Here is a 15,142-nt window from a genome sequence, read left to right on the forward strand (position 1 = left end):
GTAATTTGTTGTAAACAGGATCAAAAAATATTTCAACCATCTAATAAATGAAAATTCTTGCCTTTCTATAATTCTTTTCAATAACTATATTGAAATCCGGTACAGCTGTAAAACAGTCCCAAATCGATAATGAATTACCTCAATAAAGCAAAAACCCCTTTACTTTCCTCTATGGTTATTTTGCCATTTACACTTACTTCAAAGATCACCTGGTAAGAATAGGACCCTATCGGGGCATCTTCTCCATTTACTTTTCCGTCCCATCCAGAGTCGCCGGTATACACCAAACTGCCCCATCTGTTGAATACCTTTAATAGAAACGGCAGCTCACAATTTGAAACCGGACCATAGAGTCCATCACTTGGAATAAATCCGGTTGGCATTCTGAAAACAGGCATTTCCTCGACCACCTCGCCTTTTCCTTCGCTAACGCAGCCATTGCTGTCACGAATGCTTACCTCGTAAATACCTCTAGGAATTCCTTCCAAACTTGATCCTCTGGAATTATCATAATCCCATGTGTATGTAAATGGACCGATGCCTTTGGTCTCACTGACATATAGCTCCCCATTTGATTGCCCCGGGCAGCTTGCTTTTTGGATCCTTACATCGGCTACGGCAGCTATAGGAGATTCAATTGAAAAAGTTAAAGGGATGGTGCATCCATTGGCATCTTTGATTAAGTAAGAATGTGACCGGCCTTCGAGTCCATCAAGGCTAATTACACCTCCATTGATCATTGATGCCTGATAATCAATGGAATATGGACCCACACCTCCACGGACTTGAAAGTTGGCTTTTCCGTCAGGCCTTCCATAACATGAGGTTCCTTCAGTGGTTATTTCTAGGATTTCAAGGATTTCAGGTTGCCTGATTTCCAGATTTTCGATCAATATGGAACAGCCAAAAGAGTCTGTGACCTTCACGGAATAGATTCCGGCAGGTAGATTGATAGCCGTTGGGGAATTTAAAGATGCGGAGTGACTCCATTGGTAAGTATAAGGTGGTTTTCCTCCCTTGACCGCAAGAGGGATTTGACCATTGGATTCTCCAAAACAAAGTACATCGGTTTTTTGAAGAGCTGCAGCCTCCAATAAAGGATTGACCGCTACCTCTAGCTTCGGTGATGTACCCTCACAAAAATCATCCAAGAGGCTATATTCTCTATACCAGATTTTTCCGGTTATTCCAGGATTCACCCACTTTACCTGAACCCTTCCCCCTTCATTTCCATTTACAAATTCGCCTCCTTCAATAAACCATTCATACCCTCTATTCGAAAACTGCGATTCCACTTCATATTCATCCACCCGATCGGGGCCAAAACAGATTTCAATTGGGCCTTCCGGAGCGCCTGCATCTATCAAAGGATTGATAACAACACCCAAAACGATTTCTTCCCCCGGACAACCCTCTGTGGTAAAGGGTAAGGCAATGATTTTGGCATTTGGATTTGCAACACCCCAACGGACTGTGACTTGGAGGTTTTCTTCATCTATATTTATGATTTCCCCACCTTCTACCTTCCAATCTACTTTGGAAAAATCCATTTCGGATTTGATACCATAGGTAATCTCCTCTACCAATGGACATGCTTTGGTAATTCCTTTTATTTCAGCTTCAGTTTTGATGACCGAGACATTGAATTTGACCTCTTGTTGCTCATCACAGGAGTTTTCACTGATGGCGGCTATGATTTTAATCTCATAATCACCGGTCTCAGTATAGGTATGTGGAACCTCCTTACCCACTACCGGCTCCGAACCATCCCCAAAATCCCAGATGAAATAAGTGAAAAGTTCATTCTCAGGGTTGATTTCCCACAAACTTTCATGGTCGTAGCACGCTACTTTTTCTCCCAATACCTCAAATTCATATTTGTTTTTTGTTTCAAAATTAAGGTTGTCCAGACTAGCCCCCACTGCAAATCCATAGGATTCTATATATCCAAATCCATAAACATAACCGATAAGTCCCTGTGGATTACTCAAAGAATGTGCACCTTGAAAAATTGAAATCCTGGCATAAGAATATTCGCTGCTTCCCGGAATCGGCGCAAACTGATTTCCGACATTGCTTCCATCTAATCTTGTCAGGTCTTTTGAGGCTGTTTTTACGATAACATTGACATAATGGCTGGTGATAGATGGGAGTTGAATGGCGTTGAAAGTAATGGTTTTCAACAATTGCTGATTGGGACTGTAGGTGATCATAAATGGATCTCCGTCATTGAAAAGTGGCAAGGTGGAATCATTACAACCCTGACTTTTAGCAAATACAGTCACTGAGGAAGGTTTATCTGTGCGGATGCTGGCCGATTGGTTGGCTTTGAAATCAAGGGTAATAAACTTCCCTGCATTGATATTTCCTCTGAGTACCCCATCAATGAAGACAGAAGTATTGTCTTCTGAGGCCAAAACTTTAACCAATTCCCCTGAAGTCCTGCCTGCCAATGGAATGTGAAAAAATTCCGTTCCCCATGTGTTCACAGGGTAAGCCATCTGAAACAAATGATCATTGGCTTGGCCACAGTCTCCCACACTTGTCCATTTGTTCCCTCCAAAGACGGCCAAGTTTTTACATTCTTCTACATTTTCCCCAATTACCCTTACCCGGGTGCCAGTGAGATCTCCTCTTGCTTTGATTTGATAGCTTTGACCTCTGTTAAGTGTAATGGTAAATGGGACCGAAGGTGCATTTCCTGAAAGCGTGAACACCGAGGGGGTAATTTCGATTTTGGTATTTTCTTCTACACCGACCACCAAAAGGGTGCTTTCATTGTTGATGTTTGCGTTGTAATTGACTATTGTGGTCATTACTTCATAGTGGGAAGTGATATAGTAATCTTTGCCCAAAGTGGTAATGGGTAAAATCACGGTCCCATCTGCGGATCTAAATCTCTCATTAAAAGCATATACAGAAACATTTCCTGTGGAAAGGATATAAACACCCTTTGACTCAATCATTCCCGAAGTCCTGTGAAGGATATCAAAATCATTAATTCGATGAAAAAACTGCTGACCTGTGGTTAATGAAAATGGGTATGATCTTCCTGCGTATTCCAAAACACCCTCTGCAGGCTCACTGGCGGTAATCACAACAATACCCTGATCCGGGGCTTCGGGTGGAATTCCGTTGTTCTCCATAAACCCAAACCAAAATTCCTTGCCTAGGGTAGTGACTTGAGAATGAGCATCAAAAATTCCAGTCATCAGCATCACTGCTAGCATCAAAAAAAAGACTGAATACTTTTTTACTCGCATGACTCGAAAATTCAGATCAAAATATAAAATAATCTTTCGGGGATTAAAACAAATTTTGAATGAAATGCAATTTTCTTTTTATAACATGTCAAAATTCTTTAATAAAACTCAATTTTTTTTATTTTAGGAGTCAACCATGAATTGATAAGGTAAGGATTAAATAAAAAATCCCGTTCAATTCTAAAAAGACTTGAGGAGTTTGAAATATTGACTTGATCCTGAAAAAACCTGTTATAGGTGGTTCAAATCCATAGAAGAAAAAAAATCCAACAAGTTTCGCCTTGATTGTTTGTGCCAATTAATAAATTAATTAGTTTGGTAAAATAAACCTACAAACCACTATGGAAAATTTTAGCGAAATGGAGTTTTTGCTCAAGGTCTTCTGGTATTTGGCCATTCCATCTACCTTGGTCTTTTTGGTACAGACCATCATGACATTTATAGGAGCGGATGCTACGGATGGGCTTGAAGCTGATTTTGACAGCAATCTCGAAGGAGCTCAAGGACCTTTTCAATTCTTTTCCTTCCGTAACCTGATCCATTTTTTGTTGGGTTTCGCTTGGACGGGAATTTCATTTTATTCCATCATTGAGAATAAAACCTTGTTGATTGGCATTTCCCTTTTGGTAGGTTTAGGATTTGTGGGAGTGTTTTTCCTGATCATTTCGCAGATAAAAAAGCTTGCCGAGGACAACACCTTTCAGATAAAAGATGCCTTGGGGAAAACAGGTGAAGTTTATTTGACTATACCGTCCAAAAAATCAGGAATAGGAAAAGTTCAGATAAGCATCAAAGGTTCATTCAAAGAACTTCGTGCCATCACAGAATCTGAAACAATCAAATCCGGTACCTTGGTAAGAGTCAAATCCATCGATTCGGATAATATTTTGGTAGTAGAAAAACTTTAACACCCAATTCACATATGGAAACAATTTATATCCTCATTGCAGCAGTCGCAGTATTTTTTGTCTCAATCACCGCTTTGGTTTCAAGGTACAAAAGGTGTCCCTCCGACAAGATCCTGGTGGTCTATGGGCGCACAGGAGGAACATCAGCGAAGTGTATCCATGGAGGTGGAGCCTTTATTTGGCCTGTGATCCAGGATTTCGCCTACCTTGACCTCAAACCGATTTCTATAGAAGCCAACCTTACCAATGCCCTTAGCCGCCAAAATATCCGTGTAGATGTTCCCTGCCGGTTTACTATTGCCATATCCACAGAAACAGACAGTATGGGAAATGCGGCCGAAAGGTTGTTGGGCCTTAGCCCCGAACAGATACAGGAATTGTCAAAGGATATCCTGTTTGGTCAGCTTAGATTGGTAATTGCGACGATGACCATTGAAGAAATCAATTCAGACCGAGACAAGTTTTTAGATAATATTTCAAAGAATGTAGATACGGAATTAAAGAAAATCGGACTTAAACTGATCAACGTCAACGTGACTGACATCAAGGATGAATCTGGATATATCGAAGCATTGGGTAAGGAAGCTGCCGCAAAAGCGATAAATGAAGCCAAAATCTCTGTCGCCGAACAGGAAAAAATAGGTGAAACAGGTAAAGCAATGGCAGACAGAGAGCGGGATGTGCAGATCGCCGAAACCCACAGAGACCGCGATGTCAAGATAGCGATCACCCACAAATCCCGAGAAGTAAGTATCGCTGAAGCTTTCAAAGACGAATCCATCGGTAAGGCAGAAGCCGAAAGAGATACAAGGGTGAAAACTTCCGAAGCCAATGCTTTGGCAGTGAAAGGGGAAAACGAGGCGAAAATCTCCATTGCCCAATCCGACGCTATCAGGAGAGAAAGAGAAGCCGAAGCATCAAGAACAGCCCTTGCTGCCGAAAAAGTACAGCAAGCACGCGCCTTGGAAGAATCCTACCTAGCCGAGCAAAAAGCCGAGACAGCCAGATCTGAAAGAGAGAGATCAACACAGATTGCCAACGTGGTAATTCCTTCAGAAATAGCCAAACAAAAAGCCATTATTGAAGCCCAAGCTGAAGCCGAGAGAATCAGGGAACAGGCAAAGGGTGAAGCCGATGCGATTTTTGCCAAGATGGATGCAGAAGCAAGAGGTCTTTATGAAATATTGACCAAACAGGCGGAAGGATATAGACAGGTAGTCGCAGCAGCCGGCGGAGATCCCAACAAGGCATTCCAATTGCTTTTGATCGAAAAACTCCCTGAACTTGTCAAAACACAGGTAGATGCAGTTAAGAATATTAAAATCGACAAAGTCACAGTTTGGGATTCCGGGGCAAACGGTGATGGAGGAAACGGCTCGACAGCAAATTTTGTCTCCGGCCTGATGAAAAGTGTTCCACCGTTGAATGATTTATTCAACATGGCAGGCTTGAATCTTCCAAGCTATCTCAAAGGTGCCGAGGATGCCAAAGAGGTGGTAGAGGAAAAGGATCCAAAGAAAAAAGGAACAGATTCTGAAAAATAATTTCACCAACTCTTCCGGAAACTACCTCAAATAGTTTTCGGAAGCCATTAATAAATCTTTAAGATGAACCGCCGCTACTGCTTAACCTTAGATTTAAAAAATGACCCTCAACTCATTGAGGAATACGAAGGTTATCACAAATCAGTAAAGCCTGAAATCCTTCAAAGTTTCACTGATGCCGGCATACTTTCTATGGAATTATACCGTTGGGAAAGTAGGTTATGCATGATAATTGAAGTGGATCAGAGTTTTTCATTTGAAAGAAAAGCTAAAATGGATGCAAATAACCCCACTGTACAAGAGTGGGAAAACCTCATGTCAACATATCAACAACAGCTGCCCGGTTCGACTGGAAATGGAAAGTGGCAATTGATGAAAAAAATATTTGAGACTTGAAAATTAATTATTTTTCATATTTTTGGTTAAAGTAATGCTTTAAAGCCCGTGCCGTACAAAGAAAAAGAAATCGAAAAAAAATACTACTCTATAGGAGAAGTAGCTAGTATGTTCAAGGTTGCCCCATCCCTTATTCGGTATTGGGAGGGGGAGTTTGACATCATCAAACCCAAAAAAGACAAAAAGGGAAACCGTAGATTTACCAAGGACGATATTGAGAAAATCAGATATATCTATCAATTGGTGAAGATCAAAGGATATACCCTTCAAGGTGCACAGGAAGTCATTAAAGGCGATCATCAAACTGTTTTTGACAAAGCAGCCATGGTGGACAGACTCCATCAGATCAAGCGTTTTTTAATAGAAATCCGGGACACCATGCATGCCGAATCCAAATAGTGAAGATTTGATTTTTGAGCTGGCGCTAAATCTTATCCCTAAAATCGGTCCATCATTATATAGAAATATCCTGGCCTATACCGGCTCGGCAAGAGATTTCTTTGACCTTCCGGTAGGGAAAATATCAAAAATCCCAAGGGTCAATAAAAAGTTTGCCGAAATCCGAAAAGATAAAGACCAATACTTTAAAGAAGCCTCGGACATAATTAACACTTGCCAAAAAAAGGGAATCAAAATTCTTACTTTTTCATCCCCAGAATTCCCAGCGAGATTGAAAGTGATGGATGATTGTCCGATGGTATTATACACCAAAGGACCTGTAGACCTCAATCCAAGCAGGTCGGTAGCGATCGTTGGAACAAGAAATGCCACTGAATACGGTAAAAACATCACAAAAAAAATAATTGAGGATCTTAGCCCTTATCAAACAACAATCATCAGCGGCCTTGCATATGGAGTGGATATCGAGGCCCACAAAACCGCTCTAGCTACCAACCTTCCTACTATCGGGGTTTTGGGTTCTTCCGTAGATCAGATTTATCCTGCTTTCCATAAAAGCACCGCCGATCAGATGATGGAAAACGGAGGCGGACTGATCAGCGAATATCCTCCCGGAACGGTCATGCATCCAAGCAATTTCCCCAGAAGGAACAGGATCATCTCAGGAATATCGGATGCTGTCATTGTCGTGGAAGCTGCCCAAAAAGGCGGAGCCTTGATCACCGCAGAAATTGCCTTCAGCTACAACAAAGAAGTTTTTGCGGTTCCGGGAAACCTCCTTTCCACTTACAGCGAAGGATGCAATAACCTGATCAAGTCCATGAAAGCCACAATTTATACAGGTCCGAAAGACCTCGAGGAAGCCTTGTCATGGTCCAAAGAAAACCCATCAGCCACCAATACGAAGACGAAAATGCTTGACCTTTCCAAATACAATGAGGAGGAAAGGGAAATTTTAAAAATTTTGTTGGAGAGGAAGGAATTGGAAATCGATCAAATTGCCATCCTACTCAATGTCTCCATTTCCAGTTTAGCATCCAATCTTTTAAACCTTGAATTTGAAGGGCTTATTAAGTCCCTTCCGGGTAAAAAATACAAGCTGACGCAATAGTCCATTTGAAATTAAAACCATCCAAGCGATAAGGAGAATTCTAACCTTTCCAATTTTTTGGAATAAGAATAAGCCCTAAAAAATCCCCTTCTAAAAAATTTTAGAAGGGGATTTTTGCTTGCAAGGTTTTAAATAGGTTTACCTCCTACCCATCTTTGGCATCAATCCTCCGAGAGCTTTTTGGGCACCACCCATTTTATTCATCTGCTTCATCATTTTCCTCATATCAGCAAATTGCTTCATCAGGTTATTGACTTCCGTGATGGTTCTTCCACTGCCATTCGCTATTCTTTTTCTTCTATTCCCATCAATGATATCCGGATCCTCCCTTTCTTTAGGTGTCATGCTCCGGATTATGGCTTCAATGGGTTTGAAAGAATCATCATCAATATCCATTCCTTTCATGGCTTTGCCCATTCCGGGAATCATTCCCATTAAATCTTTGATGTTTCCCATCTTTTTGATCTGCTCCAATTGGGAAAGGAAGTCATCAAAGTTAAATTGATTTTTCCTGATCTTGGCATTGATCCGCTTGGCTTCGTCTTCGTCAAAAGATTGCTGGGCACGCTCCACCAAGGAAATCACATCCCCCATTCCCAAAATCCTTTGGGCCATACGGTCGGGGTGGAAAACATCAATGTTCTCCATTTTCTCCCCTGTGGAGATGAATTTAATCGGTTTGTTGACTACATGTCTGATCGAAATGGCAGCACCGCCTCGGGTATCACCGTCCAACTTGGTCAGTACGACTCCGTCAAAATTCAACCTTTCATCAAAAGTCTTGGCAGTATTCACCGCATCCTGACCTGTCATGGAATCCACGACAAACAAAGTTTCTGAAGGATTGAGGGCCTTTTTCAAAGCCTCTATTTCTTTCATCATCACTTCGTCCACAGCCAATCGACCTGCTGTATCGACGATTACTATTTTTTTACCATGCTTTTTTGCGTATTCAATGGCATGATTGGCAATCTCAAGGGCATTTTTATTCTCAGGTTCAGCAAAGACCTCAACTCCAATCTGCTCTCCCAATACCTTCAACTGGTCTATCGCCGCAGGTCTATAGATATCGCACGCCACCAACAAAACCTGTCTCCCTTGCCTTTTGAGCATACTGGCAAATTTGCCTGAAAAGGTTGTCTTACCCGAACCCTGAAGACCTGAAATCAAAATGACTGCCGGGTCTCCTTTGATATTGATATCCACTTTGGACCCACCCATCAGTTTGGTAAGTTCTTCCTGGGTGATTTTTACCAAAAGCTGGCCCGGTGAAACCGCTATCAATACATCACGGCCAAGCGCCTGTTCCTTGATGGTATCGGTTACTTCTTTTGCTACCTTATAATTGACATCAGCATCAATCAATGCCCTACGGATTTCCTTTACCGTGGTAGCAACGTTGATTTCGGTAATTTTGCCGGTACCCTTGAGGGTCTTAAAAGCTCTATCTAACTTGGAACTGAGATTATCAAACATGCTTACTTTTCTATTTGAGGCAAAAATAGGAATTTATTTGTGAAAGGGAGAAAGGAATCTATGTTTAGGGAAAAGGAAGCAAAAAAAAGCTTTAAGAAAACTCTTCCTTGTCGAATTCTGGATTGATAGGAAATAAACTTAATCATCAATTTCACCTGATTTTAGGCTTTGAAAAATCCCTCTTAAAATTTTTAAACATTTTTTATTAATTATGAACAGCCAATTTGAATAAAAATTACATTTAAGGAATTCCAAAAAGTTAAATTCCCATCTCAATCCCATCATAGCCTAACCACCCTCTCCATGAAAAAGAAAATCCTTTATGCCTTCCTTTTGATCCTCCTTGCAGGATTAGGATACGGAATCAATTATGCCTGGAAATCCTTTCCACTTGTCAGTTCCTACGGGTCAAAGATCATGTGCAGCTGTATTTTCCTTGCCGAACGGGACGAAAATTCGGTGATGAGCCAGGAATTGAGGGCATTCCCGATCAGCTTGGGTGATTTTGAAGTGGACAGGGAAGGGAAAAAAGTTACTGGAAGTGTATTTGGACTGGCCCAAAGGGTAGCCATCTACCGCGAAGGACAAGGCTGTACTTTGTTGTCCGGGATGGAGGAAGAAGAAGTGAGAAATCAGGTTTATTATGAAGTGCCCAAACCCAATTGGAGTCAGGATACCGTGAGTTGGCCAAACGGCAACAGGCTCAACGATTCCATCTTGAACTTGCCCCATTACCGGAAGATCCAGGATTTGATCAATATTGAATTTGAAGATTCTGTTAAGAAGACCCATTTGACCCACATGATTGTCGTTTTGCACAAAGGACAACTGGTAGCCGAAGGCTATGGCAATGACCATGATATCAATACCAAACATACGAGTTGGTCCATGGGAAAGAGTATCATCAGCAACTTGGTGGGACTGCAGGTTGACCGAGGAGTATTGAGTTTGGATCAAAACAATTTGTTGCCCGATTGGACAGATGAGCGCAAGACGATAAACTTGACAAACATGCTTCAGGCAACCAACGGATTGGATTGGGTGGAAGATTATGGAGGAGTGTCAGATGCGACCAAAATGCTCTTTCTCAATCCCGATGCCGCAGCCATCGCTGCCTCAAAACCTCTTAAATATGAACCCGGAACCCACTTTTACTATTCCAGTGGAACTACCAATATTGTTTCTAAGATCCTCCGCAACCAACTTGGCGAAGAAAGTTACCAGCGTTTGCCTTATGAAGGATTGTTTTACAAAATAGGCATGCACAATACTGTCATGGAAAAAGATGCTTCCGGCACCTTCGTGGGTTCTTCCTTTGTCTTTGCTCCGGCGAGGGATTTTGCGAGATTGGGTTTGCTGATGTTGGAAAAAGGTAATTGGCTTGGCGAACAGGTCCTTACGGAAGATTGGGTGAAATTTGCGACTACACCTGCTACTGCCGCACCTATGGGAGAATATGGCGCACAGTGGTGGCTCAATGCCGGCAATCCAAGCCGTCCAGATGAAAAGAAATTTCCAAGTCTACCCAATGATGCTTTTTATGCAGGAGGATTTGAAGGACAATGGATTTTGGTCATTCCATCAAAAGATTTGGTAATCGTCCGGCTTGGATTCACTCCCAAAGGAGAATTCAGCATGGATAAATTCGCTTCGGATGTGATTGATTTACTTCCTTAATCAGAGGAGAAATTAGAATTAAGAATGAAAAGTGATGAATTTATGGTTAGTTTTTTCTGATTCCTTTCCAAAACCTCATGCTCTTTTGTAACTTAGCAATTTTAAATCAACCTAACATTAAACCATTCATTGTTATTATTTTAAAGTTATTTCCTTTGTTAAATTACATGTGATTTTCAAAATTTCATTTTTTTACCCAAAGATTCATTTGGTTATCGTTCACGGTGATATCAAATCAAATTTGTTGGCAGGTTTGTGTTTTATGGAATTGGTAAAAAAATTGAATCAGATAAAAACCATTCAAGTTCAGGGCCCAATTCAACAAGGATTTTGTTACTTTTAACCTGATGAAAAAAAACATTTTTCCTTTTGATATCAATTGTGACCTTGGGGAAGGAATGGACAATGATGGGGAGTTGATGCCTTTACTTGACAGTGCCAATATCGCCTGTGGCGGACATACCGGGGATGAAAAAAGCATTGTAGGGTCTTTACAGCTTGCCAAAAAATTTGGGGTAAAAGTAGGTGCCCATCCCTCCTTTCCAGACAGGGAAAATTTTGGGAGAAAGTTCATGGAAATAGAACATAAGCTGCTCCGCACGATTATTTTAAAGCAAATCCAATTTTTTGAAAAGATATGTCAGCACCAGGAGATGTCCATGAATCACATCAAGGCGCATGGTGCTTTGTATAATTTTGCAGCTAAAAATGACCTTACAGCTTTTATTCTGATCCATTTGGTCGAAGAATATTTCCCCGATACCATCCTCTATTGTCCCGCAGAATCCCTGATGGCGGCTATGGCGATAGAATCCGGAATCAAGATCAAAAGAGAAGTTTTCGCTGACAGAAGCTACAATGACGACCTGACTTTGGTAGACAGAAGTAAACCAAAAGCATTGCTTACTGACCCTCAGGAAGTGATAGAACATGTCGGCTGGATGGTTCATGAACAAAAAATCAAAACCGTTACCGGAAATTTTATCCCCATCGAGGCAGAAACCATCTGTGTCCACGGAGATAACCCTGCAGCCTTGGAAATTTTAAAAGGTATCAGAGCACATTTTGGCCAATAAGATATGGATATCAGGATTTTTAGGATTCACAGCAAATTGATAGAACTGGTCTGGCCAAAAGAAATTTCCCATGAAATTCTTCATGAACAGCAACAGGTAAGGCGGTTTTTGGAGATGGAGTACGCTGAAGGCATCCGTGAAATAAGGATGGGGTTCAACACACTTTCATTGAAACTCAGGATCGAAATCAGCGAGGAAGATTGCAGAGATATCCTGGAGGAAATCAATCAAATGCCTAAAATCCACGGGACTTTTGCTTCCAAAATATGGAAAGTCCCTGTCTGCTACTGCACCGAATTTGGGAAAGACTTAGAAAAACTGGCACAAATCCACCAACTCAGTATTGATGAAATCATAAAAATTCATTCTGAAACCATTTATACCTTACATTTTTACGGCTTTTTGCCAGGTTTCATGTATCTCGGAGGATTGGATGAAAAATTATTTACCCCTAGAAAAAGTTCACCTGAAAGGTCAATGCCTTCAGGAACCGTAGCAATTGGGGGAAAACAGACCGGAATCTATCCTTCCGAAAGTCCCGGAGGTTGGCATGCCATAGGCCAATGTCCGGTCAGACTTTTCGATATTTCCAAAGAAATTCCGGTTATTCCGGCCGTGGGTGACAAAATCAAATTTGAACCCATCACAAGAGAAGTTTTCGTAGAAATCAAACAACTCTCCAATCAAGGTCTCTGTACCTGGCATCATGATTAAAACGCCTGCATACATCCATTTTGTCCAACCCGGGTTATTGTCCTCCATTCAGGACCTTGGGAGATTTGGTATGGCAGTATATGGAGTGCCTTATTCTGGAGTGATGGACAGGTTCTCGATGACCCAAGCCAACTATTTACTTCAAAACCAATTTTACGATTCGGTTTTGGAAATGGGAGGTCCGGGTGCCAAGATGGTTTTTGAGATGCCCACCCGGGTAGTTTTCGCAGGGGCTGATGCGGACATTTATCTCAATGAAAAACAGGTAAAAGCGGGTAAAATCCTTGATATCAATGAAGATGATACCATCCATGTCCGCAAATTCCGAAAAGGCCAATGGCTATATATGGGAATACAGGGTGGTTTTGAATCTGAAATCGTGGCTGAAAGCAGAAGTTGGTACCCCGGCATAACGCCTCAATCGAGAATTGAAAAAAGTGATTCTGTCTGCTACCTCTCTGAAGAGCGCTTCTACCCTGCCTTGGGTTCACATGCCAAAATGAATCTCAACTGGTTCAAGCATGGAGAAATCAAAGTATTCAAAGGTCCTGAATGGGATCAATTGCCCAAGCTGACGCAAAACAGGATTATGAAAAAGTCTTTTACCATTTCCACATTGGTCAATAGGATGGCGTACCAACTCGAAGAAACCATAGAAAATGAGGTGGAACCCATTCTGACTGCACCGGTCTATCCGGGTACAGTTCAGATGACGCCAAACGGTAACATTATCATCCTCATGCGGGATGCGCAGGTGACAGGCGGATATCCTAGGATATTACATGTGGAAAACAATTCCCTCAACATCCTCTCACAAAAAAGGCCGGGTGATAAAATTAGCTTTAGCATATAGAAAAAACTTCCAATCTTTATTTCCAATTCATATATTGAAGTTTTTAAACCAATAACCATTCAACCATGAACGTACAGCTTGAAAAGCAGATTTTGAGTCAGGGTATGTCCCTTGAAAATGCCAAAGAACAGCTCAAAAACTTCAAAGAAGGATTCCCATTTTTACCAATCGAAAGGGCAGCTACCATCGGTGATGGGATCAAATTATTGACCGATTCCGAATTGGCACATTTCCAAAAAACCTATCCAGAAAAAGCAAAGCAAAAAGAAGTAGTCAAATTTGTACCTGCCAGCGGTGCCGCTACGAGGATGTTCAAAGACCTTTTTTCCTTTGTAGAAGGTGACGGAGATATTTCCAAAAACAAGTTTGTAGACAAATTTATCAGTCAGATCGAAAAGTTTGCATTCTATGAAGACCTTGACAACACCCTCAAAAAAGAAGGATCAAGCATCCGCGAGGCATTGGAAAATAAGGAATACAAAAAAATCATTTCGGCCCTACTCAATGATTCTGGATTAGGCTACGGAAATCTCCCAAAAGGATTATTGAAATTCCATAAATATGCTGACCACAACAGAACTCCGGCTTACGAACACCTGATCGAAGGGTGGATGTACAGTTTGGGAAAAGGCAATACCATCAGGCTCCATTTTACGGTTTCTCCTGACCACGAGCCAAAGTTTAAATCCTTGATTGCTGAAGTTCAACCAAATCTGGAAAAGGAATATGGGGTCAAGTTCGATATTACCTATTCGCAACAAAAGAAATCAACCGATACGATAGCGGTAACGATGGACAACGAGCCTTTTGTAGAGGAAGATGGCAGCGTACTGTTCAGACCGGCAGGACACGGTGCATTGCTCGAAAACCTGAATGACATCGACGGAGATGTGATTTTCATCAAAAACATTGACAATGAAGTTCCCGACAGGTTGAAGCAGACTACCAAGGAATATAAGATTGCAATCGGGGGATTGTTGCTTGAGATACAGGAGAAGGTCTTCGAAGCCTTGAAAAAGTTGGATCAGAAGGTAGATGAATCTGCAGTGTCTTTTGCCGAGAGGGTGGTTACCGAGTCTTTGGGAGGAATTTTACCTGATTCCTACCATGGAAAAAGTATTGCTGAAAAAGGAAAATACCTGCACCACAAACTCAACAGGCCTTTGCGCGTCTGCGGGATGGTCAAGAATACTGGGGAACCGGGAGGTGGACCTTTTTGGGTGAAAGAGGATGACGGTTCGCTTTCCCTACAGATCGCAGAGACTGCGCAGATCGACCTTTCCAACCCAAAACACAAAGAGATTTTCTCTGCCTCTACCCACTTCAATCCTGTGGACTTGGTATGTGCCACGAAGGATTACAAGGGGAATAAATTTGACTTGTTGAAATTCAGGGATATGCGGACAGGGTTCATAACCGAAAAATCAAAAAGCGGACGTGACCTGAAGGCCTTGGAATTGCCGGGATTATGGAACGGTGCGATGGCAGGTTGGAATACCGTATTCGTGGAAGTTCCCTTGATTACCTTCAATCCAGTGAAGACTGTCAATGATTTATTGAGAGACGAGCATCAATAAGACTTGAGATGGGAGATGGGAGATTTGAGATGGGAGATTTGAGATAGATTCTAAGAAAATAAAAAGATTCCTAAAGCGAATTGAAAGAAAGAGCCATGATGAAAATTGTGGCTCTTTTGTTTAAATTGATTATGCATAAAATATACTG

The 15,142-nt window shown here is 41.6% G+C and carries 12 protein-coding genes; 10 read left to right on the top strand and 2 right to left on the bottom strand.

Going from position 1 to position 15,142, the window contains the following annotated elements:
- Window positions 1–134: 134 nt before the first annotated feature.
- Entirely contained in the window at window positions 135–3,212 is a 3,078-nt protein-coding gene (locus DQW11_RS02010) for a PKD domain-containing protein (protein WP_232826651.1), read from the bottom strand.
- Window positions 3,213–3,604: 392 nt separating this feature from the next.
- On the opposite strand from DQW11_RS02010, the gene DQW11_RS02015 reads away from it, so the two are divergent.
- The 5 genes from DQW11_RS02015 to dprA all read left to right on the top strand — a co-directional run bounded on the left by DQW11_RS02015 (window position 3,605) and on the right by dprA (window position 7,621).
- Entirely contained in the window at window positions 3,605–4,171 is a 567-nt protein-coding gene (locus DQW11_RS02015) for an NfeD family protein (RefSeq protein WP_113922308.1), read from the top strand.
- Between the two features lie 14 nt (window positions 4,172–4,185).
- Window positions 4,186–5,715, top strand: coding sequence for a flotillin family protein (locus DQW11_RS02020; RefSeq protein WP_113922310.1), 1,530 nt, complete (start codon window positions 4,186–4,188; stop codon window positions 5,713–5,715).
- A 63-nt stretch (window positions 5,716–5,778) separates the two neighbouring features.
- Entirely contained in the window at window positions 5,779–6,111 is a 333-nt protein-coding gene (locus DQW11_RS02025) for an L-rhamnose mutarotase (protein ID WP_113922312.1), read from the top strand.
- A 48-nt stretch (window positions 6,112–6,159) separates the two neighbouring features.
- Window positions 6,160–6,510, top strand: coding sequence for a MerR family transcriptional regulator (locus DQW11_RS02030; protein ID WP_113922313.1), 351 nt, complete (start codon window positions 6,160–6,162; stop codon window positions 6,508–6,510).
- Window positions 6,494–7,621, top strand: coding sequence for a DNA-processing protein DprA (dprA, locus tag DQW11_RS02035; RefSeq protein WP_113922314.1), 1,128 nt, complete (start codon window positions 6,494–6,496; stop codon window positions 7,619–7,621). The genes DQW11_RS02030 and dprA overlap by 17 nt, the downstream gene beginning before the upstream one ends.
- A 138-nt stretch (window positions 7,622–7,759) precedes the next feature.
- On the opposite strand, the gene ffh is transcribed toward dprA, so the two are convergent.
- Window positions 7,760–9,097 carry a signal recognition particle protein gene (gene ffh / locus DQW11_RS02040; RefSeq protein ID WP_113922315.1) on the bottom strand — a complete coding sequence of 446 codons (1,338 nt, stop codon included), beginning with the start codon at window positions 9,095–9,097 and terminating at the stop codon, window positions 7,760–7,762.
- A gap of 303 nt (window positions 9,098–9,400) precedes the next feature.
- Here ffh and DQW11_RS02045 point away from each other — a divergent pair, with 303 nt between their 5' ends.
- From DQW11_RS02045 to DQW11_RS02065, 5 genes are all read left to right on the top strand, one after another.
- A complete protein-coding gene (locus DQW11_RS02045; protein ID WP_113922316.1) occupies window positions 9,401–10,774 on the top strand; it encodes a serine hydrolase domain-containing protein in 1,374 nt (457 codons plus the stop codon).
- 347 nt (window positions 10,775–11,121) lie between these two features.
- Complete coding sequence (pxpA, locus tag DQW11_RS02050) at window positions 11,122–11,850, top strand: 5-oxoprolinase subunit PxpA (RefSeq protein ID WP_113922317.1); 729 nt, start codon at window positions 11,122–11,124, stop codon at window positions 11,848–11,850.
- 3 nt (window positions 11,851–11,853) lie between these two features.
- The gene (gene pxpB, locus DQW11_RS02055; RefSeq protein ID WP_113922318.1) at window positions 11,854–12,564 is read left to right on the top strand and encodes a 5-oxoprolinase subunit PxpB; all 711 of its coding nucleotides are present in this window, start codon (window positions 11,854–11,856) and stop codon (window positions 12,562–12,564) included.
- On the top strand, window positions 12,557–13,417 hold the full coding sequence (locus DQW11_RS02060; RefSeq protein WP_113922319.1) for a 5-oxoprolinase subunit C family protein: 861 nt from the start codon (window positions 12,557–12,559) through the stop codon (window positions 13,415–13,417). Before pxpB ends, DQW11_RS02060 begins: the two co-directional genes overlap by 8 nt.
- A gap of 65 nt (window positions 13,418–13,482) precedes the next feature.
- Window positions 13,483–14,994, top strand: a complete 1,512-nt coding sequence (locus DQW11_RS02065; protein ID WP_113922321.1) for a DUF4301 family protein — start codon at window positions 13,483–13,485, stop codon at window positions 14,992–14,994.
- The last annotated feature ends 148 nt before the right edge of the window (window positions 14,995–15,142 follow it).

Origin of the sequence: Cognataquiflexum aquatile (genome assembly GCF_003316845.1) — a bacterium.
Lineage (GTDB): Bacteria > Bacteroidota > Bacteroidia > Cytophagales > Cyclobacteriaceae > Cognataquiflexum > Cognataquiflexum aquatile.